The 21,956-nt window shown below is 73.6% G+C and carries 19 protein-coding genes; 6 read left to right on the top strand and 13 right to left on the bottom strand.

Annotated features, from left to right (window positions below; translation table 11 throughout):
- Positions 1 to 7 precede the first annotated feature (7 nt).
- Positions 8 to 493 carry an Appr-1-p processing protein gene (locus tag ABZ495_RS02775; protein WP_359834109.1) on the top strand — a complete coding sequence of 162 codons (486 nt, stop codon included), beginning with the start codon at positions 8 to 10 and terminating at the stop codon, positions 491 to 493.
- Between the two features lie 18 nt (positions 494 to 511).
- Here the strand turns inward: ABZ495_RS02775 and ABZ495_RS02770 are convergent, their stop codons facing one another.
- The gene (locus ABZ495_RS02770) at positions 512 to 1,054 is read right to left on the bottom strand and encodes an N-acetyltransferase (protein WP_359834107.1); all 543 of its coding nucleotides are present in this window, start codon (positions 1,052 to 1,054) and stop codon (positions 512 to 514) included.
- A gap of 183 nt (positions 1,055 to 1,237) precedes the next feature.
- Between ABZ495_RS02770 and ABZ495_RS02765 the strand changes: the two genes are divergently transcribed.
- Positions 1,238 to 2,065: a TetR family transcriptional regulator gene (locus tag ABZ495_RS02765; protein ID WP_359805235.1), complete on the top strand. Its 828-nt coding sequence runs from the start codon at positions 1,238 to 1,240 to the stop codon at positions 2,063 to 2,065.
- Between the two features lie 112 nt (positions 2,066 to 2,177).
- Here ABZ495_RS02765 and ABZ495_RS02760 read toward each other — a convergent pair whose 3' ends face one another.
- The 3 genes from ABZ495_RS02760 to ABZ495_RS02750 all read right to left on the bottom strand — a co-directional run bounded on the left by ABZ495_RS02760 (position 2,178) and on the right by ABZ495_RS02750 (position 5,725).
- The gene (locus ABZ495_RS02760; protein ID WP_359834105.1) at positions 2,178 to 3,482 is read right to left on the bottom strand and encodes a GNAT family N-acetyltransferase; all 1,305 of its coding nucleotides are present in this window, start codon (positions 3,480 to 3,482) and stop codon (positions 2,178 to 2,180) included.
- 123 nt (positions 3,483 to 3,605) lie between these two features.
- Positions 3,606 to 4,391, bottom strand: a complete 786-nt coding sequence (locus ABZ495_RS02755) for a response regulator transcription factor (protein ID WP_359834103.1) — start codon at positions 4,389 to 4,391, stop codon at positions 3,606 to 3,608.
- Positions 4,388 to 5,725, bottom strand: a complete 1,338-nt coding sequence (locus ABZ495_RS02750; protein ID WP_359805241.1) for a histidine kinase — start codon at positions 5,723 to 5,725, stop codon at positions 4,388 to 4,390. Before ABZ495_RS02750 ends, ABZ495_RS02755 begins: the two co-directional genes overlap by 4 nt.
- 143 nt (positions 5,726 to 5,868) lie before the next feature.
- Here ABZ495_RS02750 and ABZ495_RS02745 point away from each other — a divergent pair, with 143 nt between their 5' ends.
- The gene (locus ABZ495_RS02745) at positions 5,869 to 6,297 is read left to right on the top strand and encodes a DUF4190 domain-containing protein (protein WP_359805242.1); all 429 of its coding nucleotides are present in this window, start codon (positions 5,869 to 5,871) and stop codon (positions 6,295 to 6,297) included.
- A 48-nt stretch (positions 6,298 to 6,345) separates the two neighbouring features.
- On the opposite strand, the gene ABZ495_RS02740 is transcribed toward ABZ495_RS02745, so the two are convergent.
- The 6 genes from ABZ495_RS02740 to ABZ495_RS02715 form a co-directional block, all read right to left on the bottom strand.
- A complete protein-coding gene (locus ABZ495_RS02740) occupies positions 6,346 to 7,740 on the bottom strand; it encodes a C40 family peptidase (protein WP_359834101.1) in 1,395 nt (464 codons plus the stop codon).
- Between the two features lie 235 nt (positions 7,741 to 7,975).
- Complete coding sequence (locus tag ABZ495_RS02735; protein WP_352286061.1) at positions 7,976 to 9,055, bottom strand: hypothetical protein; 1,080 nt, start codon at positions 9,053 to 9,055, stop codon at positions 7,976 to 7,978.
- A gap of 145 nt (positions 9,056 to 9,200) precedes the next feature.
- Positions 9,201 to 11,141: a threonine/serine exporter family protein gene (locus ABZ495_RS02730; RefSeq protein WP_359834099.1), complete on the bottom strand. Its 1,941-nt coding sequence runs from the start codon at positions 11,139 to 11,141 to the stop codon at positions 9,201 to 9,203.
- A gap of 127 nt (positions 11,142 to 11,268) precedes the next feature.
- Entirely contained in the window at positions 11,269 to 11,922 is a 654-nt protein-coding gene (locus tag ABZ495_RS02725; protein WP_359805250.1) for a VTT domain-containing protein, read from the bottom strand.
- A gap of 151 nt (positions 11,923 to 12,073) precedes the next feature.
- Positions 12,074 to 14,431: a hypothetical protein gene (locus ABZ495_RS02720; protein WP_359805252.1), complete on the bottom strand. Its 2,358-nt coding sequence runs from the start codon at positions 14,429 to 14,431 to the stop codon at positions 12,074 to 12,076.
- 226 nt (positions 14,432 to 14,657) lie between these two features.
- The gene (locus tag ABZ495_RS02715) at positions 14,658 to 16,631 is read right to left on the bottom strand and encodes an ATP-binding protein (RefSeq protein ID WP_359805254.1); all 1,974 of its coding nucleotides are present in this window, start codon (positions 16,629 to 16,631) and stop codon (positions 14,658 to 14,660) included.
- A 428-nt stretch (positions 16,632 to 17,059) separates the two neighbouring features.
- Between ABZ495_RS02715 and ABZ495_RS02710 the strand changes: the two genes are divergently transcribed.
- Complete coding sequence (locus ABZ495_RS02710; RefSeq protein WP_329488425.1) at positions 17,060 to 17,380, top strand: hypothetical protein; 321 nt, start codon at positions 17,060 to 17,062, stop codon at positions 17,378 to 17,380.
- Between the two features lie 151 nt (positions 17,381 to 17,531).
- Here ABZ495_RS02710 and ABZ495_RS02705 read toward each other — a convergent pair whose 3' ends face one another.
- Positions 17,532 to 18,704: a TetR/AcrR family transcriptional regulator gene (locus ABZ495_RS02705; protein WP_359834097.1), complete on the bottom strand. Its 1,173-nt coding sequence runs from the start codon at positions 18,702 to 18,704 to the stop codon at positions 17,532 to 17,534.
- A gap of 320 nt (positions 18,705 to 19,024) precedes the next feature.
- Between ABZ495_RS02705 and ABZ495_RS02700 the strand changes: the two genes are divergently transcribed.
- Positions 19,025 to 20,182 (top strand): acyl-CoA dehydrogenase family protein, encoded by a 1,158-nt coding sequence (locus ABZ495_RS02700; RefSeq protein WP_329488427.1) that lies wholly within the window; start codon positions 19,025 to 19,027, stop codon positions 20,180 to 20,182.
- Positions 20,183 to 20,466: 284 nt separating this feature from the next.
- Here ABZ495_RS02700 and ABZ495_RS02695 read toward each other — a convergent pair whose 3' ends face one another.
- Positions 20,467 to 20,745 carry a hypothetical protein gene (locus ABZ495_RS02695; RefSeq protein ID WP_329488428.1) on the bottom strand — a complete coding sequence of 93 codons (279 nt, stop codon included), beginning with the start codon at positions 20,743 to 20,745 and terminating at the stop codon, positions 20,467 to 20,469.
- Between the two features lie 168 nt (positions 20,746 to 20,913).
- Between ABZ495_RS02695 and ABZ495_RS02690 the strand changes: the two genes are divergently transcribed.
- Complete coding sequence (locus ABZ495_RS02690) at positions 20,914 to 21,231, top strand: cupin (RefSeq protein WP_329488429.1); 318 nt, start codon at positions 20,914 to 20,916, stop codon at positions 21,229 to 21,231.
- Between the two features lie 33 nt (positions 21,232 to 21,264).
- On the opposite strand, the gene ABZ495_RS02685 is transcribed toward ABZ495_RS02690, so the two are convergent.
- Positions 21,265 to 21,855 carry a TetR/AcrR family transcriptional regulator gene (locus ABZ495_RS02685; RefSeq protein WP_359805258.1) on the bottom strand — a complete coding sequence of 197 codons (591 nt, stop codon included), beginning with the start codon at positions 21,853 to 21,855 and terminating at the stop codon, positions 21,265 to 21,267.
- Positions 21,856 to 21,956 lie beyond the last annotated feature (101 nt).

The raw sequence follows: 21,956 nt of genomic DNA, 5'->3' as shown, positions 1-21,956 counted from the left end.
GCTCGACATGGAACCGGCGACCATCCGATACGTCCGTGGCGATGCCACCGCGCCCCAGGGCAAGGGCGTGAAGGTGATCGCCCATGTCTGCAACGACCTCGGCGGCTGGGGGAAGGGCTTCGTCCTGGCGCTCTCACGGCGCTGGCCGGAGCCGGAGGCGGCGTTCCGCCGCTGGCACCGGGAGCGCGCGAAGAACGACTTCGGCCTGGGCGCGGTGCAGATGGTCCAGGTCGAGCCGTACATCCGGGTGGCCAACATGGTCGGCCAGCGCGGCATGCGGACGGGCCGGTCGACGGGCCCACCGGTGCGGTACGGGGCGATCGACTCCGCGCTGGCGGCACTGGCCGGACACGCACTCGCGCTCGGCGCCTCCGTCCACATGCCCCGGATCGGCTGCGGCCTGGCGGGCGGGCGCTGGGAGCTGGTCGAGCCGCTGGTGACGGCCCGCCTGGTGGATCAGGGGGTGCCGGTGACGGTCTACGACCATGACTAGCCGACCGCCACCGGTTCGCTACCTCCGCGATCCGACCGTCAGTGTGGCGGCGGGCCAGGTGTACTCGTACTCGGGCAGCACGTATCCGCCCGGGAAGACGCCCTCCTGCTCCGCCGTCCGGTGACCGCCCTCGCGCTCGTAGAAGGCGACCGCCCGGGTGTTGTCGCGCAGCACCTCCAGGTAGAGGTCGGCTCCGGGGTGGCGCTCGGCGACGTGCAGGCGCACGGCGTCGAGCAGCGCGCGGCCGATGCCGCCACCGGTGCGGCCGGGCCGGACGTGCAGGTTGTCGATCAGCACCCGGCCGTCGGGCTGCGGCACCGCGTAGGCGAACCCGACGGCGCTCCCGGCCTGCTCGGCGATCAGCAGCTCCGGGGTGTTGGCCGGTTCGCCGTAGTCGACGGCCAGCCGCAGGGCCCACACCTCGTGCCGCTCGGCGGTCAGCCCGTCGCCCAGCGCCCGCGCCGGGACGATGCCGGTGTAGGTGGTCCGCCAGCTGAGGGCGTGCAGCTCGGCGACGGCCCCGCTGTCGTCCGTGGTGCCGCGGCGGATGGTGATGTCCATGGGACGAGCGTCCCACACGGCCGGACTTGATCATGATCGGACTTTGCGCCTACAGTCTCCCCATGCTTTTGAACGCGTTCGAAATGCATGGGGCGGGGCGTCGGTACCGGATGTGGAGGGGGCATCCGGTACCGCACGCACCGACACCGGCCGTCAAGGGGCGGTCCGGCTAGGCTCGGGGCCGTGGACGACCTGGCAGCGACGAACGGTACGAACAAGAAGAGCGGCACGAACGGCACGGACGGCCCCGAGGTCGCGCCCGGCACGCCGTCGACCCCGGCGGCACCACCCGCCGAGGTGCACGGCAGTCGCGCGCAGCCGAAGACCGACAAGAGCGAGGCGACCAGGGCCCTGATCCTGGAGACCGCGATGCGGCTCTTCCAGGAACGGGGCTACGAGAAGACCACCATGCGCGCCATCGCCTCCGAGGCCGGTGTCTCGGTCGGCAACGCGTATTACTACTTCTCGGCGAAGGAATTCCTGATCCAGGGGTTCTACGACCGGATGACGTACGACCATGCGGCGGACGCCAGGAATCGCATGGCCAAGACGCGGGATTTCTCCGAGCGACTGGAGATCGCGCTGACCTCCTGGCTCGACACGGCCGCGCCGTACCACGAGTTCGCGGCGCAGTTCTTCCGGACGGCGGCGGACCCGAACAGCGCGCTGAGCCCGTTCTCCAACGAATCGCACCCGGCCCGGGCCACGGCTGTGGAGCTGTTCCGCGATGTGCTGCAGGGCTCCGACCTGGCGCCGAAGCTGGACGCCGAGCTGGTCGAGCTGCTGCCCGACGTGCTCTGGCTGCACCTCATGGTCGTGGTCCTCTACTGGGTCTTCGACCGGACCGAGGACACCGAGCGGACCCGGGAGTTCGTCCGGCGCTCGACCCCCATGGCGGCCCGGGTGATCAACCTCTCGCGCTATCGGGTGTTCCGGCCGATCGTCCGCGACGCCAAGGGCCTCATTCAGGACTTCATCCTGCCCACCATCGGAAAGAACGCCGTCAAATAGGGCCCACCTCCCCCTGGAACACATGCGACGGCCGGGCGCTCCCGATATCGGGAACGCCCGGCCGTGAACACGCGGCCGTGAACACCCGGGTGCGTGGGCTCACCCACGCGACTCAGAAGTTGTCCGGGTTCCAGGCGAGCAGGGGCGTGCGCAGCAGCAGGTCGGCGGCGGCGGCCGCGCCCGGGCGCAGTTCGGTGACCAGGCCCGCCGCGGCCAGTCGGGGGGCGGTCTCGCCACCCAGGTAGAGCGAGCCGAGCGCGGAGACGCCCAGCGCGAGGTCGGCCTCGTCGTCGGTGCGGGTGCAGCGGCCGCTGCCGTCGGCGGCGACCTCGACGGCCCACCGGCCGGCCGCGTAGCCGTCCCGGTCCTCGACCTCCAGGACGGCCCGGCCGGGCGCGCCGTACGTCCGGGCGTTGAAGGCCGCCTCGACGTCGAGCACCCGGAGCCACATGAAGTCGGCGTTCTCCGCGTAGGGCGTGGCGGCGCGCGGGTCGGCCAGCAGCAGCGGCAGCGGGTCGTCCGGTCCGATGTTCTCCACCACGACCTTGCGCACCCAGTCGACGGAGAGGACGAACCGCCACAGCTCGGCGGCGGTGCCCCGGTCCAGTGCGAGGAAGTCGACGACGGTGAGGGTGCAGTTCGGGTAGCTGCCGTCCCAGGTGTCGTCGACCCGGTAGACGACCAGGCCGGTGGCGGTGCCCTCGGCGTCGCGGTGGACGGCGGCGAAGGGCTCCTTCCATTCGAAGCCCGGTACCTGGACGTCCCCGGTCTGGCGCCTCCACCAGAGCTCGTTGCGGGCGATCGCACCGGGCTGGGTGCGCCGCCAGCGGTCGTGCAGCTCGGAGCCGACCTTGCGCAGCTCCTCCATGCGGACGAGATCGATCCGCCCACCGGGCACGGTCGGCAGGCCCTCGCGCAGACCCCGGGCCCGCAGCAGGTCGATGTTCCAGCCGTGGCCGCGGGTGGCCGGGCCGAAGCCGTAGCGCCCGTAGATGTTGTACTCGGCGGCGACCAGGATGGCGACGGCCGAACCGCGTTCCCGGGCGGCCGCCAGATCCTCCGTCATCATCCGGCGGAGCAGGCCGCGCCGGCGGTGGGTGGCGGTCACGGTGACGGAGGTGATGGCGTCCGCCTCGACGACCGCTCCGCCGGGGACGGTCAGCTCGACGTCGAAGCTGCGGAAGGTGGCGACGTAGCGGCCGGCGTCCAGGGCGCCGAGCACCCGGCCGGGCGCCCACTGCTGGCGACGGAAGTCCGCGGCGCTGTCCACGTGTGAACGGAGGAATCCGAGAGCGAGCGCCCGGTCCCAGCCCTCGATCTCGTCCTTGGCGATCGCACGGATCTCGACTCCGCCGATGCCTTCTGTCTGCTGGGCGCTGCCCGGATCGCGGGTACCGCCGTCCACATCGTTGCCCATGACGTCACGGTACGACCGCCCTCCGGCGACGGCACCTCATTTTCGGCCGCCCCGAAATCGGCCGCGCGGGCCGGTGCACGGCCGGGCCCCGCGCTGTCGGCCCACCCTTCCGCGCCGGTGGCGTCAGGCGGCGCACCCCGGCACCACCAGGCCGGACTCGTACGCGATCACCACCGCATGGGTCCGGTTCTGTGCGCCGAGCTTGGTCAGCACGTTTCCGACGTGCGTCTTGACCGTCTCCTGGCTCACCGTGAGCGAGTCCGCGATCTCCGGGTTGGACAGACCGGTGGCCATCAACCGCAGCACCTCCTCCTCCCGCCCGGTCAGCGCCGCCCTCGGCAACGCCTCGGCCGAACCCAGCGGCCGGGCGGCGACCATCCGGCGCAGGGCCGCCGGGAAGAGGATCGCCTCTCCCGCCGCCACCACCCTCACCGCCTCGGCGATCTGCCGGACCGGGAGCCGCTTGAGCACGAACCCGCTGGCCCCCGCGCTGAGCGCGGCGGTGACGTAGCCGTCGTTCTCGAAGGTGGTGATGACCACGACCTTCGGCGCATCGGCCGGTTCGGCCAGCAGCTGCCTGGTCGCCTCGATTCCGTTGCGACGCGGCATCCGCACGTCCATCAGGACCACGTCCGGCCGCAGCAGCCGCGCCTGCTCGACCGCCTCGACCCCGTCGGCGGCCTCCCCGACCACGACGATGCCCGGCTGCACCGCGAGCAACATGCGCAGACCGCTGCGCGTCACCTCGTCGTCGTCCGCGATCAGCAGGGTGACGGGGTTGCCGGTGGGGCCGGCGGTGGCCCGGCTCGTGGTGGCGGCGCCGGTGTCGTCACCGGTCGCGCCCGCCGGGCTCGCGTCCGGGCCGGTCGCGGCGGCCTCAGCCGGCCCGGAGCCGGTCGTGCCGATCATGCGGACAACCGTACCGGCAGCCGGACGTCCAACCGCCAGTGCTGCGGCCCGTGTGGGCCGGCCTCGATCTCACCGTGCAGCAACCGCACGCGCTCGGCCAGCCCGGGCAGGCCGTGGCCGGACGTGGGGAAGGCGCCCGGGCCCTTGCCGGCTGCCGCCGACCTGACCGGGTTGACCACGCTGAGCGACAGTCCGTCCGGCGCGGCCGCCACCCGGACCTCGATCGGACCGCCCGCCCCGTGGCGCAACGCGTTCGTCAGGCCCTCCTGGAGGATCCGGTACGCCGCCCGGGAGAGCGTCCCCTGCACCTGCGCCGGCTCGCCCGACAGCTCCGACACCACCACCGCGCCCGCATGCCGCAAGCGGTCCAGCAGCTCCGGCAGGTCGGCCAAGGTCCTGGTCGGGGCCGTTCCCGCCTTCTCCTCGCGCAGCACGCCCAGCACGTAGTCCAAGTCCTCCAACGCGGCCCGGGTCGACTCCTCGATGCTGCGCAGGGCGGCCCGCGCGGCCACCGGATCGGCGGCGAGCACCTCGCCCGCCACCGCCGCCTGGATCGTGGCGGACGTCAGCGTGTGACCGATCGAGTCGTGCAACTCGTGTGCCAACCGGTTGCGTTCGGCCAGCCGCAGCTCACGCTCGGCCGCCAGCGCGAGGCGCTCCGCCGCCGACGGGCCCAACAGCCTTGGTGCGAGCCACCGCAGGGCGCCCGTCACGACGATGCAGCCGGCCGCTGCCAGCAGCAGGCAGACCAGCGCCACCCCCCAGCTCGCCCAGCCCGTCCCCGGCCGCATCGAACGGCCGAAGAGGCTCAGCCCCGCCTCGGCCCCGGTCCAGCCCCCTGGCAGGGTGAGGCCGGCGATGAACAGGGCGCCGCTCACCAGCACTCCCGTCCACCCCAGTGCCGCGTGCAGGAGCAGCCAGGCCGGGGTCCGCCAACGGTCGGCCCCGGACCGGCCAGTGACGGACTGCGCGCTGACGGCAGGCCCGGTCACGGCCTGCACGCTGACGGACGGCGCTCCGGGAAGAGTGTCGTGCGAAAGGGAGGGGACGGGGCGGCGGGCGGCCACGAGATCCGGCAGCGGTACCCGCAGCAGACGGCGGGCGCACGAGATCAGCACCTGCCGCGTGGGGCGCGCGAGCCCGACCGCGGCGATCATCGCCGCCCAGGCCGACAGCGTCATGGCGACCTGTGCCCCGTAGGGAGCGGTCCGCCAGGCTGCCGCCGGCAGCATCGCGAGAGGAACCAGCGGAAGGCTTGCCAGCGCGCCGCCGAACGCGAACAGCGCGCCCGAGAATGTGAAGCCGCGCAACAGCGGCGGGAGTCCCTTAACCATGATCGAGCCAGTATTGCCGGAACGTCCGCCGTCGACCTCCCCCGATCGGGGGATCGATATATCCCGCCTTTCAGCGATGTGCACCCCGCCCCCCGGAACTCACAATCATGCCCTGACCAATCGACGGGACGGGAGTACGGCTGATGAATGCTCAAGGACGGACGACGGCGCCGGAAGTACCGAGCCGGCCGGCACCGCCCCGCACCGGGGCGGGCCTCCACGGCCCGACCTCCCGTCAGGGCCCGCAGCCTCCGACGGCGAGCAACGGCGCCGCGGTGGCCGCCTGGGTGGTGGGCATCACCGCCCTGGTCACCTCGATCATCCTCATCGGCGGCCCGCTCGGCGTCATCGGCCTGGTCCTGGGCGTCCTCGCGCTGAGGACGGCCAAGCGCACCGGAGTCGGCCGGGCCGGCGCCATCACCGGTGTGGTGGCGTCGTGCGTCGCGATCGTGCTGTCCGCCCTGATGGCCGTCTTCTTTGTCTGGTACGCCGACAACACCCAGGAGTGCTATCAGCCCGACAGCTTCCGGCAGTACACGGAATGCGTCCACCACCAGCTGACCGGAGGGTGACCAGTGCCACGCGAAATGAAGTGGCCCCTCTCCCCGGGGCCGTATCCGCTACGGGCGGGCGTAGAAGTCCGGGGTGCCCATGATCCAGAGGCTGGCCTGTTTGACGGGCATGCCCTGGCGGGGGGCCTCGATCATCTGGTCGTCGCCGATGTAGAGGCCGACGTGGTGGATGTCGGCGGCTCGGCCGGTGTCGGTCCAGAAGACCAGGTCGCCGGGGCGGAGCTGGCGGTAGCCGATCGGGGTGCTCTGCGCGTACTGGTCGGCGGCGAAGTGGTTGAGCTGCTTGCCGCCCTGGCGCCAGGCCATCATGGTCAGCCCCGAGCAGTCGTAGCCGCCGGGGCCCTCGCCGCCCCAGACGTAGGGGAGGCCGATCTTGGAACGGGCGAAGGCGACGGCGGCGGCCGCGCCCTCGGCCGACCACGGGCGGGCAGCCGGAGGCGAGCTCGGAGCCGGCGCCATCGCGGTGCCCGCCGCCTCGGCTGCCGTCTTCTCCGCCGCGGCCTTCTCCGCTGCCGCCTGTTCAGCCGCCGCCTTCTCGGCAGCGGCCTTCTCGGCGGCCGCCCGGGCCGCGGCCTCGGCCTCACGGGCGGCGATCGCCTCCAGCGCCTCGCGCCGCTGCCGCTCCAGTTCGACGGTGGTGTGGCGGGCGGCGGCGAGATCGGCGAGCAGTTGTTCGCGGCGCAGCCCGACCGCCGTGACCTGCGCCTGCTGCGCGGCCAGCCGCGCCTCGGCCCGGCCCCGCGCCGCACCGACCTCGGCGGCGGCCTTCTCGGCGGCCTCGGCGGCGGCGCGGGCGGCGGCCGAGGCGCGGGCCGCGGTGGCTGCCGTGGAGGTGGCCGCGTCCAGGATCTGCCGGGTGCGGTCGCTGGCGACGCCGACCACCGCCGCCTGGTCGCCGGCCTCGCGCGGCCCATGGGCGCCGATGAGGGCGTTGACGGCGGAGAGCTCGGCGCTGGTGCCTTGACGGTACGTTTCGGCGGCGAGCCGGGCGGCGTCCTCGGCGGCCTCGGTCCGCGCCGCCTGGGCGGTGGCGGCCCGTCCGGCGGCGGCGGACTCCTCGGTGCGAGCGCGGGCGAGTGCGACCTGCGCGCCGTTGTAGGCCTCGACAGCCTGCTCGGCGGTGCGGGCGGCCCGGTCCAGTTCGGCGGTCGCCGCGGTGAGCCCGGCTTCGATGGTGGAGACCGAGGCGGCCCGGCGGTCGGCCTCGACCCGGGAGCGGTCGACCTCCTCGGCGGAGGGGTAGGCCCCGTCGGCCGGCGCCCCCGTTGCAGAACCGGACTCGGAACCGGCCCCGGAACTGGAACCGGAACCGGAACCGGAACCGGCTGCGGCCCCGGACGCCGCGTCATCGAGCGCGTCCGCCGGGACTGCCGCAGCGGCGGGAAGCAGCCCGAGCAGAGCGGTGAGGGACAACAGGAGGGTCGGCAGGAGCCTGCGCACCACGGGACATCCCTTCTCAGGTGTCGGACGTGGGCCTTCGGAGAGCCCCAGGCGGACCTGGTCACCCCGACCACCCAGCGAATCTGGCGAAGTATCCCATCACGTGACAAGTCGGTCACTCATCGCCATATTCTCAAGCCGGACGGCCTTCACGCCCCAAGCCCGCACCGCCGGCCGGGTGACCCATCAGATGATCTGACCGGGAATCACCATCAGCCAGGGGCTCATGGTATACGAACTACCGATGAATCCGAGGGGTGTGCGGCCTCAGTCGGGGGTGCCGGTCGGGCCGGGGCTCCAGACCGGTCGGACGTACCGCGTAGGTGCGGTTACGGCCTGCCCGGACGGTGCGGCGGCGTTGCTGCGCGAGCGGCCGGGGGCCGGGCTCGGGCCCGATGGGAGCGGGCCCGCCGGGGCCGGGGCGCTGCCTGCCCCCCGGCCCCGGCGTCGCCGCCGAGCGGCGATCGGCCAGCCGGGCGGAACGCCGGGCCAGCGCGCGGGCGGCGTGCGCGTCCAGGTGGGCGGAGGCCCGGGCGGCCATCCGCTCGGCGACCCGGTGAGCGGCGGGGTGGCCGGCCGGCACCTTGTCGGGGGCGCCCGCGATCAGGTCGAAAAGCCAGGTACGGGCGATGTCCGCACGCCGGTGCAGTCGTCGCTCACGCCGGAGCGCGCGGGCCCGGCGCCGCGGACGGGTCGCGTAGCGCCAGCGCGCCCACGGGCTGCTCGGGCGGGCCAGCCGGATGGCACCGATCCAGGACAGGCCGGGCACCAGGATGCCGAGCAGTCCGGTCCACATCTTGCCCTTGAGCAGGGTGATGACCGAGACCAGGGCGTTCACCGAGATCACCGTGACCAGCCCCCACCTGGTCTCCTGACTGGGTACCACGCCGAGCGGCACGTACCCGACGAGCAGCAGTGAGGTGCAGAGGATGCCGAAGATCACCGCGTCCACCGACTTGCGGCCCTGCTCGCTCCAGTACACGTCGTCCAGGTGCAGGATCAGCGCGAACTCGTCCAGCACCAGGCCGCAGCCGATGCCGAAGAGCAGTCCGAAGACATCGATCCACGGGTGGCCGCCGTAGGTCGCGAACACCCCGATGCCGCCGGTCAGCAGGAAGCCGAGACCGAAGACCATGTGGTGGATGTGCAGGCCGCCGGGGGTCACATTGCCGGGCCACCAGCGGACCTTGGCCCGGATCATCCGGACGCTGAACCGGATCAGAACGAAGGAGGTGATGAATCCGACCAACAGCAGGAACAGCGGTTGCTTGTGCGCGGCGACGATGTGCTCGCGGTAGCCGTCCAGCAGTGTGGTCATGCGTCTTACCTTCGTTCCTGGTCCTGCGTACGTCCTGCCACGACATGACCCGGGGGCCAACACCGGCCCAACGAGCCCACCACCCGCACCGACGCGGCGCCGGGGGCCGGGGCCCGGAGGCCGGGGTGCGCGTCGGTGCGGGCGGTCAGAAGCCGCGGGTGCGCTTGGCCGCCCGGCGGGGGGCGGCGAGGTACGGTTCCGGCCGCTCGGCGCCGGCCGGGAGCTTCATGAAGAGCCGGGCGATCTCACCCCCGAGGTTCACCCCGATCGCCAGCGCCAGGGCGATCGCGGCGGCCCGGGTGATCTGCACCAGACCGGCGCTGGCGTGCCCCTGGGTGAACGAGAGCATCCCGAGGTAGAGCGCCGAACCGGGCATCAGCGGGCCGATCGCGGCGGTCACGTAGGGCAGCGCCGAGCCGTTGCGGTATCGGGCCATCAGCTGGCCGAAGAGGCCGACCAGGCCCGCCGCCACTCCGGTGGCGGCGATCGGGGAGACCCCGGCGTTGTAGACCAGTACGCCGTAGCTGGCCCAACCGATGCCGCTGTTCAGGGTGACCAGCGCGAGCGAGCGGCGGTCGGTCTGCAGCAGCATCGCGAAGGCCAGCGTGAGCACCAGGGCGGCGACCATCTGGACCGGTGGGTAGTTCGCCCCGGCCAGGCTCTCGTCCGGTTTGAGCTGGGGGTCGAAGCCGACCCCCAGGTAGAGGATCAGCATCACGCCGATGACGATGCCCGACACCAGGTAGATGACTTCGAGCAGCCGGGCGGCGGCGGTGATGTAGAAACCGGTCAGGCCGTCCTGGACGGCGGCCACCAGGGCGCGGCCGGGCAGCAGGGCGAACAGCCCACCGGTGATCACCACCGAACCGCGCAGGCCCAAGGTATTGAACGAGAGGATGATGCCGGAGGCCGCGGCCGGCATCGCTGCCAGCACGAACTGGTAGAACTCCGGCAGCCCGCGCCGGGCGATCAGTGAGGCCAGCCGGTCGCCGAGGACGGCCGCGATGAACGCGCTGGCGAACACCAGCCAGGCCTTGTCGTCGATCCGGCCGCCGACCAGGAAGGTCGCCGCGCCGGCCAGCAGTCCGGTGTTCAGCGCGAGCAGCCAGGTCGGGTACGGGTGCCGGTTGCGGCGGATCAGCGCGAGGCGGCGGTACGCATCGTTGACCGAGACCGTCTCGGCGGTGATGTCGGCGACCAGCTCGTACACCGCGTTCAGCCGGGTGTAGTCCGAGGTGCGGCGGCGCACCACCCGGTCCGCGGTGACCGGCGGTTCGACCAGCGAGGGCTGGTGCGAGATCCCGATCAGGGTGAAGGTGACCTGCGGCTCGCAGTGGTCCAGCCGGTAGGCGTGGGCGATGCCGAGCATGGCCGCCTCGACATCCTCGGCGGCCTCGCCGCTGGCGAGCAGCAGTTCGCCGATGCGCAGGGTCAGGTCGAGGATGCGCGGGACGCTCCGGCCGGCGGAGGGGTGCAGCTCACGGGGGGTCCGCTCGAAGGCCGGGCGCTCGGACATCGGGGTGCGCAGCAGGGTGCGCATCCGGTCCGGCCAGGGCGCCTCGCCGGGCGCGCCCGCCGTCAGGGTGGGGATGGCGATGCCGTCGGGCGGGGTGTAGCCGGCGGCCCGCCACTCCTCGGGAGTGAGGGTGTCCTCGGCGACCGAGCGCCGACGGCTGCCGGGCACGGTGTCGGTGTCCAGCCCCCCGGCGGCCCCAGCGGCACCAGCGGCACCAGCGACGACGCCCTCGGCGACGACCGCGCCCGCCGCACCGACCGGCCCCGGCTGGGGCTCCGCCTCCAAGAGCTCGGCCTCCAAGAGCTCCGCCTCCGCGCGCTCCGGCTCCGAGGGCTCGGCGGCCGGCTCCGGGTTCAGCAGGCCCTTGGTCTCCCGGACCGGCGTGACCAGCGGGATCACGGTGGCGGGTTCGACGGTCGGGGCGGGGTGGCCGAGCAGGCCCTCGGTGGGCGGGGCCTCGGAGGGGTGGAGCGGACGCGGCTCCGGCCCCGGGCGTGTCTGTCGCGCCTGACGGGCCACCCTGCCGCCCCTGGCCCGCTTGCCCCCGCCCGGTCGGCCCCGCTTAGGCACTTCCGCTCCTTGCCGCCCCTGATGGCGCCGGGTCGGCCCGGCGCCGTTCGATCACGGGTTACACCTTGCCTGATCGAACTGCCGGACGCACATGTACGTCGCGGCGGGCGGCCGCCCGCGCGGGTGCCTACCCGGCGCGGTGGCGGGCGGGGACGGACCGGCCGGACCGGCGGGCCCGCAGCAGTTCGACCGCCACCGGCACCACCGAGACCAGCACGATGCCGACCAGGATCGCCTCGATGTGCTCCCGGACGAAGGGGATCTGGCCGAGGAAGTAGCCGAGCACCGTGACGCCGGCACCCCAGAGCACACCGCCGATGACGTTGTAGACGACGAACGTGCGGTAGTTCATCCTGCTCACCCCGGCGACGATCGGGGTGAAGGTCCGCACGATCGGCACGAAGCGGGCCAGCACGATCGCCTTGGGGCCGTGCCGGTCGAAGAAGGCGGCCGCCTTCTCCACGTTCTCCTGCTTGAAGACCCGGGAGTCGGGCCGCCGGAAGAGGCCCGGTCCGACCTTGCGGCCGAAGAGGTAGCCGACCTGGTCGCCGGCCACGGCCGCGGCCACGATCAGCAGGCACATCAGCCAGAGCGGCAGGTGCAGGTAGGTGCCGTCGGCGATCAGCAGGCCGGTGGTGAAGAGCAGGGAGTCGCCGGGCAGGAAGAAACCGATCAGCAGACCGGACTCGGCGAAGACGATGGCGAGGATGCCGAGCGGCCCGAAGGTGGAGATCAGGGTGGTCGGATCGAGCCAGGACGGGCCGAGGGCGAGGCTGGTCACGGGGCAGGCACTCCTGGAGGTCGAGTCTTGGCAATGAAACAGTAAAGCATTTGCCAAGAGCCTCTTGATCCGGGAGTCCCTGCCCCGCACCGGGGGCACTCCTCGGGGCGGCTACTCGGGGTCGAAACCCGGGCCCGCTACCAGCGGCCCGCTACAGCCCGTAGCGCTCGATGATCTCCTCGTGCCGGGCGGTGTCCGTGCCCGCCGCCCGGGCCAGGTCGAGCCAGGCGGGCGGGTGCGGCCAGGCCGCGGTGAGGCGGCGCAGCAGCGCGTCGGCGTCGGTGGCCCGCTCGGTGGGCGGCACCCCGACGGCGGCGTAGATCCCGGGCAGGACCTCGTCCTCGTCGGTCGGGTCGGTGACGCTGTACTGCTCCCCGCTGTAGGCCCAGACCGCGTACCCGGCCTGTCCGAGCTCCTCGCGCAGCCGGGCCCAGGCCTCGTCGCCGGGCCAGCCGCCGTCGATCCAGTAGGTGGTGTAGCCGGCCGGGTCGAGCAGTGCCAGCAGTCCGAACACCGGGCGGTGGCGGCGCCGCTCCTCCTCCGGGGTGTCCTCGCCGGGCGGCTCCTCCAGCAGGGCCGGGGCGAAGACCACCACGTCGCCGTGGTTGAGCGTGAGGTCGTCACCGAGCACCGGCAGGATGCGGGCGGTGGCCGGGCCGGTGCGGACGGCCGGGAGGTCCGCGGTCGCGCCGTTGGTCCGGGTGGCCCGGACGGTGACGATGTGCCACTCCTCGTCGACCGGGCCCTCGGCCTCGTCGAACTCCATGCCTATCAGCGCGCCGGTCGAGCGGACCGTCGCCCAGTCCCGGTTGACGGTGGCCGCGGTGATCAGGTGCCAGAGGTCGGGCTCCTGGACGGTGCGGTGCCGCTGCTCGTCCGGAGTGCCCTCGGCGGGCAGCGCGTGCTCCAGCAGTTCCTGGTAGTACCGCTGCGCGGCCGCGTGGTCGCCCAGCTCGGTGGCCGCGGCGGCGGCCAGCCGGCGGGTGTTGATCCGGTCCGGGTGCAGGGCCAGGATCGCCTCGCACTGCTCCACCACGTCGGCCCAGCGGCTCTCGGCGGCGGCCCAGCGCGCCCGGATCCAGTGGCCGCCGGACGGGTTGGTCCCGGTGATCCGGTCGGCGAGCCGACGGATGCCCTCGTCGTCCCCGGCGTCGATCAGGGCGCTGCCGAGCATCGCGGTCAGGCCCTCACTCGCCGGGTCGGCGTCCAGCCGGTCCCAGAGCAGGTCCGCGGCGGCCCGGGAGTGGCCGAGGCCGCCCAGCACCGCGGCCAGGTCGAGCGCCAGCCCGGTGGCGCCGGCCGGCTCGCCCCGGTACTCGTCCAGGGCGGCGGCGAGCAGGTCGGCGCCTGCCTCGTAGGGCACCTGCGCCTCCCCGAGGTACGCGGACAGCTCGGCCGCCGGGACGGGCAGCTCCGGCACGGGCAGCGCCTCGGCGTCCGCGCGCAGCCGGGCGACCTGCTCGGCGACGCCGTCGGTGCGGCGCAGCCGGGTCAGCTTCCGTTCGCCGAAGGCCGCCAGGGTGAGCGCGATCGTCCGGGCGCCGCGTGCGACGGCCAGCCGGCCGGCGGCCAGCAGCAGGTCGACGCAGGGGCGGTGCGAACCGGTGCCGTCCAGGTACCCGACCCAGCCGGCCAGCGCGGCGCCGAGCTCGGCGTCGTTCTCGCGGGCGCCGGCGGCGACCAGCAGCTCGACCGTCGCCGTCCAGGCGGCCCGGATGTCGGCGTGGCGCTCGGCGTCCGCCAGGCTCGGCAGCAGGGCCAGCGCCTCGTCGGTGCGGCCGAGCGAGGCGAGCGCGCGGGCGCGCAGCACGGCGCCCCAGCGCCGGTCGCTCTCGTCGATCTCACGACCCCGGCCGCGCTCGGCCTGCTCGGCGGTGTCGAGCAGGGCCAGTACGTCCTCGTGCCGGCCGAGCAGGTGCAGGGTGCCGGCCCGGGAGTGGTGGAAGTGCAGCGAGAGCCGCTGGCCGGCGGACTGCATCCGGGCGGCGGCGGTGTCGAGGTGACTGAGCGCCTCGGCCGGCCGACCGTCGTCCTCCAGGGCGTCCGAGTACTCCCGGGAGAGGCAGTCGAAGCAGGCCCGGGCGGGCTCGATCCGCTCCAGCGTCTCGCTCAGCACGGCGAGCCGCTCGGGCACGTAGCCGGGACCGTCGACCCGGGCGTGGCAGATCGCGAAGTCCTGCACCACGCAGACGGACTGCGGGCAGCCCGCCGTCTCCTCGCGGTGCGCGAACTCCAGCAGGTCGACCGCCTCGGGCAGCGCCTGCTCGCCCTGGTGGCGCTTGTTCAGCAGGTTCTGCATCCGCCAGTGCCGCAGGTAGACCTCGACCCAGGGCAGGCCGAGCGCCCGGGCGGCGGCGACCGCCTCCGGGTAGACGGCGTCGAGCTGGTCGTTGCGCCCCTCGTTGGCGTGGCCGGGGAGTTCGTAGATGGCGTCGGCCAGCCGCCGGTGGCCGGCCTCGGCCAGCTGCTGGTGGGTGTCGTGCACCCAGGCCCAGATGTCGGTGCTCATACTGCTTGCGTCTCCCCCTGCGGGTGGTGCGCTGTGCTGGTGGACAGTGTGCTGACCACCTCTGACAATCCGTCCGACGGTCCCGGACGGGCGGGTCCCGGATGGGCGGGTCCCGGCCGAACAGGTTCCGGCCGACCGGGACCCGAACGGGCAGGTCCCGGACGGTCGGGCCCTGGACGGCCGGTGCGGGGCATGACCCCCGGGCGGGCCTCGGGGGCCGCGCCGTTCAGCCCCGGTCGCGAAGGCCCCCCGGGTCACCGGGTCCGCCCGGTTCCCCGAGCTCGCCGGGGCTGTCCGGCACCGTGCCCAGCCCGGCCGGCACGGCGGCGGTCAGCGCGGAGACCGCCGTCCCGATGCCCGCCAGCGCGCCGCCCAGGTCGCCACCGCCCGAGCCCGAGCCGGCGGACGCGGCGGACCCGGCGGACCCGGCCGAGGCCGCCGCCATGATCACCTTGAGCGAGCGGAGCAGCCCCGCCGCGGTCGCGCTGCCGGTGTGCCCGCCGCGGTAGGCGGTGAGCAGGTCCTGGACGGCCGGGCAGGCCAGGTTGAGGTAGAGCCGGGCCTTCACCTCGCCGCCGGACCGCGCGGTGAAGGCCCGGGCCAGACGCAGTGCGGCGGACGGGATCCGGGCGTCCGCCTGGTCGTCCTCGATCCGCGCCTTCAGCTCGGCCTCGCGGTCCGGGACGAGGACGAGCGGCAGGCCCGGCGGGTCGAACCGGGCCGGGACGAGTTGCTCGCCGGGGTCGGCCAGGGCGCCGGTCAGCCAGGCGGTCTCCTCGGCCGGCAGCGGCCGCTCCGGGTCGCGGAACAGCTCACGGTTCCCGTTCTCACTGCCGAGTTCGACGATCCGGCAGTCGCGCAGTGCGGCGTAGCGGCGCAGGAAGGGCAGTACCGCGTAGCGGTCGCCGCGCGCGATCGGCACCTGCATCGCCCGGTACAGCATCTCCTCGAAGCCGCCGCCGCTGCCGAGCGCGACGTGCACCGCGCCGCCGCCGGCGGCCCGCAGCGCACCGGCCGTCAGGTCGCCCTGTGAGGTGGGCACCGGGACGTCGTCGGCGAGCAGGGTGAAGAGCCGGTCGTCGCAGAGCGCGGCGCCGAGCAGGTCCTGGCCGTGCCGGGCGAGGATGCGGCGCCAGACGGCGGGGCGCAGCCGGGCGGTCTCGTAGAGGCCCTCCACCACGGCGTCGGTGAGGGCCTGCTGGAGCGCCCGGTAGTGCTCGTCGCGCTGGAGGTCCTCGCGGCTGGCGGTGGGGGTGAGCCGGCTGGACTCGACCACACCGCCGATGAACCCGGCCCAGCTGGGCAGCAGGTCGCGGGCGTCCTCGGCGAGCAGCATGCCGCGCAGGTAGACGGCGAGGTCGCGGTTGTCGCTGCTGCCGTAGGTGCCGCCGTCCTGGACCCAGAGCAGGCCGACCGCGTCGCTGCCGCCTTCGACGGGCTGCACGGGGAAGGCGGTGAGCGGTTCGAAGCGGCGGCCGAAGGCGCCGGCGAACCGCATCCGGGCCGCGTACGGGTCGCCGTCGACCGCCTGGCGCCAGGGCACCGGGACGGCGTTGACGGGTTGTTCGTCGTCGCCGACGTAGACCGGGATCGGCAGCAGGACGCAGTACCGGCCGAGCACCTCGCGCAGCGCGTTCTCGTCGGCGAGGTGGGCGTGCTCGGTCTTCAGCGCGAGCTCGACCAGGGTGCCGGGGGCCGGCCGGGCGGGCACCCGCTCGACGCTGTACTGCTCGCCGCCGAAGCTGCGGTAGCGGTGGCCGAGCAGCGGCTCGCGGTGCGAGGTGGTGGTGACGGTGACCTCGTCGGCCACCGAGAAGGCGGAGAGGAAGCCGAGCCCGAAGGCGCCGATGAGCTCCTGGTTACCGGTGAGTTCGCGCAGCATCCGGGTGTAGCCGGTGCCGACGGTGGCCAGGTAGGCGTGGATCTCCGGCTCGGTGAGGCCCGCGCCGGTGTCCTCGATGCCGACGGTGCGCCGGACGGCGTCGGCGCGTACCCGGATCAGCGGGCGGTGGCCGCCGTCCGGGTCCTCCAGGAGCCGCCGGGTGTGCGAGTCGTGCGCGTTCTGGACGAGTTCGCGCAGGGCCACCAGCGGGGTGGAGTAGAGGTGGGTGGCGAGGACGTTCACCAGTCCGCCGAGATCGACCTCGGTCGTACGCAGATCCTCGGTGGGCACGGGGTCGGGCGGGAGACCATCAGACATGGGTCCTCAGTGTGCCAGTGCGACTATCCGGCGACCATTTCTTTCTGAGGCCGGCCCGGAATCGGTTCGGGATCGACCGGGACTCGGTCCGGGGTCGACCGGGACTCGGCCTGAGAGGGCCTGACACCGGGCTGACACCGGAGGACCGGTCAACCTGGCATTGACAGTGCAGTCCCGTCGAAGCCGCCGTCCGGTGGACCCAATCCGCCCTCCTTCGAGGGAACTTGCCGCTCTCCGCGTGACCGCGCGCGGCTCCTCCCACCCCTCCCGGTTCGTCGTCTTCATGACACCATCGGGCGAATTGCCACCCATTCGGTGGAGTTCGCCCAGGTGCTGGTGAATGCTGGTCGTGCGACGTCAGGAACCGGCGCTGCGGGGCGGCCACCCCGGAACGCGCCACTTTTTCGCACTCTCTCAGGGAGATCAGCGTGTCCCGTATCCGCGCAGCCGCCGCCGTCACCGCCCTCGGGGCCTTCCTCCTGGTCGGTCTCGGGTCCGCCACGGCGTACGCCGACAACGGTGCCGGTGCCAACGACCACTCCAACAGCAGCGTCGTGAACAACAACGGCTCCGGCAACGTGATCGGCAACGTGACCGGCAACCTGGTCAGCACCCAGCAGACGGCCACCGGCTCCGGCGCCGGCAACCAGAACAACGGCCTCGCGGTCGCCGGCAACGCCGGCAACGTCGGCGCCCTCCAGGGCAACGGCAACCTCGCCGCCGACGTGCACCCGCACATCTTCTTCTAGTCCCGGCCCTCCTCGCCGCCGCTTCCGCTCCGGCGGCGGCGAGACCCGGACCGAGCACCAGTGCGCTCGCGGCCCCGACCGGATCCACCGGGTCGCGACGCCGGCCGGGTGCCTGCCCCCACCATCCTCGGGGGCGGGCACCCGGCCGTCGCTATGCGGGCCCGGGGAGGCCCAGGACGGCCCGGCCGAGCCGCCGCAGGCAGTCCCCGAGGTCCGGCCGTTCACAGTACGGGCGGTTCCGCACCCCGTCGTTGACCAGGGCGAACAGCGCGTGCACCCGGATCCTGGCCAGGGCCGCGTCGTACTCGGGGCGGACCTGGCAGAGCAGTTCGACCCAGGTCCGCAGGAAGTCCCGGCGGAAGTCCACCGCGGCCCGCCGGTCCGGCGCGGCCAGCCGCTCGGTCTCGCTCAGCATCGCGCCCAGGTAGTCGCTGTTGCGCCGGGCGAAGCCCACGTAGGCGGCCAGCGCGGCCTCCAGGGCCGGCCCGGGCCCGTCGGCGACGGCGATCGCGCCCTCGACCTCGTGCCAGAGCCGTTCCCTGCTGCGCACCAGCGAGGCGGCCAGCAGCTGGGCCTTGCTCTCGAAGTGCCGGTACACGCTGGGCCCCGAAATGCCGACCGCGGCGCCGAGTTCGTCGGTGCTGACGTTGTCGAACCCGCGCTGGTGGAACAACCGCACCGCCGCCGCGAGCAGTTCCTCCCGGCGGGACTGCGCCCGGGACACCGGCGCGGCCGCCGGGCAGTAGTCCCGCGGGTCGGGCGAGGTGTCGCCCAGCGGCACCGCCAGGATCGCCGCCACCAGCTCGCGCACCAGCCGCTCGGCCCGGCGCGGTTGCGGCACGGCCGACTGGTAGGAGAGGCCGGCTCCGGCGGAGAGCGCCGACCAGCAGAGCAACTCGGCGTCGGCGCTCCCGAGTTCCGGGCGCTCCGCCCGGAGCACCCCGGCCATCAGCGCGACGTCCGCGCGCAGCTCGCGGCGCAGTCCGGCCCGTCGGACCGGCGGCAGCAACCGGGCGTCCCGCTGCACCAGCGTGCCGAGCGGCCGGTGCCCGACCGCGACGGCGGCCAGCGCGGCGCCGACGTCAGCCGTGGTCGAAGCCGCGCGCAGTCCGCCGGACAGCTCGTCCAGCCCCAACCGGAGAGTGCGGTCCAGCAGTTCGGGCTTGCCCCGGAAGTGCCGGTAGAGGGCCGGCGCGGTGATGCCGACCCCGGCGGCGACCTCCGTCATGGAGACCTGGTGGTAACCGCTGCGGTGGAAGCGCTCGGCGGCCACGGCGAGGATCTGCGCCTGCCGGGATCGCGCGGGCGGCCGTCGTACCACCATGACGTCGCTCCTCGCCCTCGCCAGCCCGTATGCCGGGCACCTCGCCCGGATGCCGGTCCACGAGGTCTGCGGCGCCGCGGCCCCGCACCGCGGTCGGAGCGGACTACGGGTGCCACCCGCCGACCGTAGGCTAGCAAGGATTCACTTGTGGGGAGCCGGAGCCGGTCACAGCAGGCTCGGTCACGGTACGGACACCGCCGCGCCGACCCTGGACAAGTCGAAGCTACCCGGGATTAACTTGTGGGGCGATCAGCTGTCCACCGGCCCGCAGCCGCCCGTGCCGGCCCGCACCGCCTGGCACCACCGAAGGGAGCGCCGTCGTGCGCCGCACCGTGTTCACCGAGGACCACGAGGCCTTCCGGGAGACCATCCGGGACTTCATCGCCAACGAGGTCGTGCCCGTCTATGAGGGCTGGGAGGCCGAGGGCCACCCGCCGCGCGACTTCTACCGCCAGCTCGGCGCGCTCGGCGTCTTCGGCATCGAGGTCCCCGAGGAGTACGGCGGCGCGGGCGAGAGCGGCTTCAAGTACCAGGCCGTGGTGGCCGAGGAGACCGCCCGGGCGGGTGTCAGCTTCGGCTCCTCGGGCGTGCACACCGGCCTGGTGCTGCCGTACCTGCTGGAGTACGCCGACGAGGAGCAGAAGCAGCGCTGGCTGCCCGGTTTCGTCTCCGGCGACATCATGACCGCCATCGCGATGACCGAGCCGGGCGCCGGCTCCGACCTCGCGGGCATCACCACCACGGCCCGGCTCTCCGAGGACGGCACCCACTACGTCCTCAACGGCGCCAAGACCTTCATCACCGGCGGCGTGCTCGCCGACCTCGTCCTGGTGATCTGCCGGACCGCACCGTACGACCCGGAGAACCGCCGGGCCGGCCTCTCCATCCTCTGCGTGGACACGGCCTCCGCGGGCTACACCGTGGGCCGCAAGCTGCAGAAGATCGGTCTGCGCACCTCCGACACCGCCGAGCTGGCCTTCAGCGACGTCAAGGTGCCGGTGGAGAACCTGCTCGGCGAGGAGGGCAAGGCCTTCTCCTACCTGACCCACAACCTGGTCCAGGAGCGGCTGGCGATCGCGGTCGGCGCCTACGCGGCCTCCGCGGCGGCGGTGCGGTTCGCGGTCCAGTACGTCAAGGACCGCAAGGTGTTCGGCAAGGCGGTGGCCGAGTTCCAGAACACCAAGTTCACGCTGGCCGACTGCGAGGCCCAGGTGGTCGCCCAGCAGTCGATGGTCGACCGCGCGCTGGAGCTCTACCAGAGCGGCGAGCTGACGGTCGCGGACGCGGCGGCGACCAAGCTGTTCTGCACCGAGTCGGCCTCCGGCGTGATCGACAAGTGCCTCCAGCTGCACGGTGGTTACGGCTACATCCTGGAGTACCCGATCGCCCGCCTCTACACCGACAACCGGGTGTTCCGGATCTACGGCGGCACCAGCGAGGTCATGCGCAGCATCGTCGCGAAGTCGCTCGGCCTGTAGCGGGGACCCTGCGGCGGGGCCCCTGCGGCAAGGCCCCGGCGGCGAGCGCCCGGCGGCGAGGACCCCCGCAACGGGAGCCGGGCCGGCCGCACCCACCGGGCCGGCGCAGCCGGGAACGCCGGCGGGCCGCACCCCCATGGCGGCCCGCCGGCGCTCCCCCCGCCCGCGCGGTCATGACGGTTGCGCCGCCCGGGTGAAGCCGGGCGGCGCGGCGGGACGGTGGAGAGGGCGGCGGGGCGGGCCGGCGGGCAGCGGGACGGCACGCGGACCGCGCCCGGGGCCGCTCAGTTGGGCGAGCTGTGCTCGGCGCGCCAGGCCTCCCAGCCGGCCGCCGAGGCCACCTTCGCCTCGCGCAGCGCCCGCTGCGCGACGGCCGTCGCGACCGCCGTCGGCGGGGTCTCCAACCGCCTGATCCACGTACGCCCGGCCGTGGCCAGCGCCGCGCACACCATGGCCGCACCGGCCGCGCCGAGCACCGCGCCGATGCCCGTGAGCACCGCTCCGCCGGCCAGCAGCGAACGGTTGACCTGGAAGCCACTGAGGAAACTGTCATTGGTCGCCATGCGTCCACCATGGGCGCAGTCGGCGATCCCCGCACGCCGAGCCGCTCCGGGGTGCGGGAGCCGGGCCCGTCCGCGACGCTGGCCCCAGGGCCGCCGCGAACGGCCCGGCAGGCAGGCCCGGCGACGGACCCGCCGACGGACCCGGCAGGCAGGCCCAGGAGGACACCCATGGTCGATCTCGAACAGCTCGCCGTGGAGCACGCGGCCAAAGCCACCGAGAGCCCGCACGGGCGAAGCGCCCACCTCGTGGTGCACGACGGCGTGCTGCGGCAGACCGTGATCGCGCTGACCGCCGGGACGTCGCTGGACGAGCACAACGCCCCCGCCGCCGCGAGCATCCAGGTGCTGCGCGGCCGGGTCTCGCTCACCGTCGCCGGGCATCTGCAGGAGCTGTCGGCGGGCCAGCTGCACCCGATCCCGCAGGACCGGCACGGGCTGCTGGCCCACGTCGACTCGGTGGTGCTGCTGACGGCGGTCACGGCGTAGCCGCCCCCGCCGGGCGACGCGGCCCACGGCGGCCTACGGCGCGGCCGCGCCCAGCACGGAGGGGGCGACCAGCTGGAGGCCGCGCAGGAAGTCCCGCCCGGTCGGCGCCATCTCGGGCGCGGCCAGCCACTGGGCGGCCAGGCCGACCAGCAGCGCCTGGTAGAACATTCCGCGGGCCAGTTCGTCCTCGGTGTCCGGCACCTCGGCGAGGCCCTGGAACAGGGCCGCGAGCCCGAGCCGCCCTCCCTTCTGCGCCGCGGTGAGCGCCGCCGCCAGCTCGGGTGCCCGGTCGGTCTGCACCATCGCCTCGAACTGCGCCGCCCAGAGGCCGCGGTGCTCGACGAAGGTCTCCTTCACCCCGTCCCAGACCGCGACGAACCGTTCCTCCGGCCCGTCCGCGAGTTCGTTCGCGTGCGCCACCACGGCGCCCAGTGCGACGCCCCACTCCCCCGTCGCCTCGATCAGCGCCGTGTTGAGCAGCGCCTCTTTCGAGCCGAAGTGGTAGCCGATCGCCGCCAGGCTGACGCCGGAGGCGGTGGCGACGTCCCGGGCGGTGGTGCGCCCGTAGCCCTTCTCGTACAGACAGCGCTTGGCGCCGGCCAGCAGGTCCTCACGATTTCCCATGGCCCGATGCTACGGCCTGTCTGGACAGATGTCTTGCACGTCCGTCTCACACGAAAGCCTGAGACAAATGATTTAGACGCTTGTACTAGACAAGCGTCTGA

Origin of the sequence: Kitasatospora sp. NPDC005748 (genome assembly GCF_040630735.1) — a bacterium.
Taxonomy (GTDB): domain Bacteria; phylum Actinomycetota; class Actinomycetes; order Streptomycetales; family Streptomycetaceae; genus Kitasatospora.
The sequence above is the reverse complement of the archived record's forward strand: the minus strand, read 5'-3'. Positions and strand labels throughout refer to the sequence as shown.

What these genes read in the sequence shown, in the direction of transcription:
- ABZ495_RS02705 (WP_359834097.1), bottom strand. Translation starts at nt 18,704, where the DNA reads ATGGTGGTACGACGGCCGCCCGCGCGATCCCGGCAGGCGCAGATCCTC.
- ABZ495_RS02695 (WP_329488428.1), bottom strand. Translation starts at nt 20,745, where the DNA reads ATGGCGACCAATGACAGTTTCCTCAGTGGCTTCCAGGTCAACCGTTCG.
- ABZ495_RS02735 (WP_352286061.1), bottom strand. Translation starts at nt 9,055, where the DNA reads ATGACCACACTGCTGGACGGCTACCGCGAGCACATCGTCGCCGCGCAC.
- ABZ495_RS02755 (WP_359834103.1), bottom strand. Translation starts at nt 4,391, where the DNA reads ATGATCGGCACGACCGGCTCCGGGCCGGCTGAGGCCGCCGCGACCGGC.
- ABZ495_RS02685 (WP_359805258.1), bottom strand. Translation starts at nt 21,855, where the DNA reads ATGGGAAATCGTGAGGACCTGCTGGCCGGCGCCAAGCGCTGTCTGTAC.
- ABZ495_RS02745 (WP_359805242.1), top strand. Translation starts at nt 5,869, where the DNA reads ATGAATGCTCAAGGACGGACGACGGCGCCGGAAGTACCGAGCCGGCCG.
- ABZ495_RS02760 (WP_359834105.1), bottom strand. Translation starts at nt 3,482, where the DNA reads ATGGGCAACGATGTGGACGGCGGTACCCGCGATCCGGGCAGCGCCCAG.
- ABZ495_RS02690 (WP_329488429.1), top strand. Translation starts at nt 20,914, where the DNA reads ATGGTCGATCTCGAACAGCTCGCCGTGGAGCACGCGGCCAAAGCCACC.
- ABZ495_RS02770 (WP_359834107.1), bottom strand. Translation starts at nt 1,054, where the DNA reads ATGGACATCACCATCCGCCGCGGCACCACGGACGACAGCGGGGCCGTC.
- ABZ495_RS02715 (WP_359805254.1), bottom strand. Translation starts at nt 16,631, where the DNA reads ATGTCTGATGGTCTCCCGCCCGACCCCGTGCCCACCGAGGATCTGCGT.
- ABZ495_RS02720 (WP_359805252.1), bottom strand. Translation starts at nt 14,431, where the DNA reads ATGAGCACCGACATCTGGGCCTGGGTGCACGACACCCACCAGCAGCTG.
- ABZ495_RS02775 (WP_359834109.1), top strand. Translation starts at nt 8, where the DNA reads ATGGAACCGGCGACCATCCGATACGTCCGTGGCGATGCCACCGCGCCC.
- ABZ495_RS02750 (WP_359805241.1), bottom strand. Translation starts at nt 5,725, where the DNA reads ATGGTTAAGGGACTCCCGCCGCTGTTGCGCGGCTTCACATTCTCGGGC.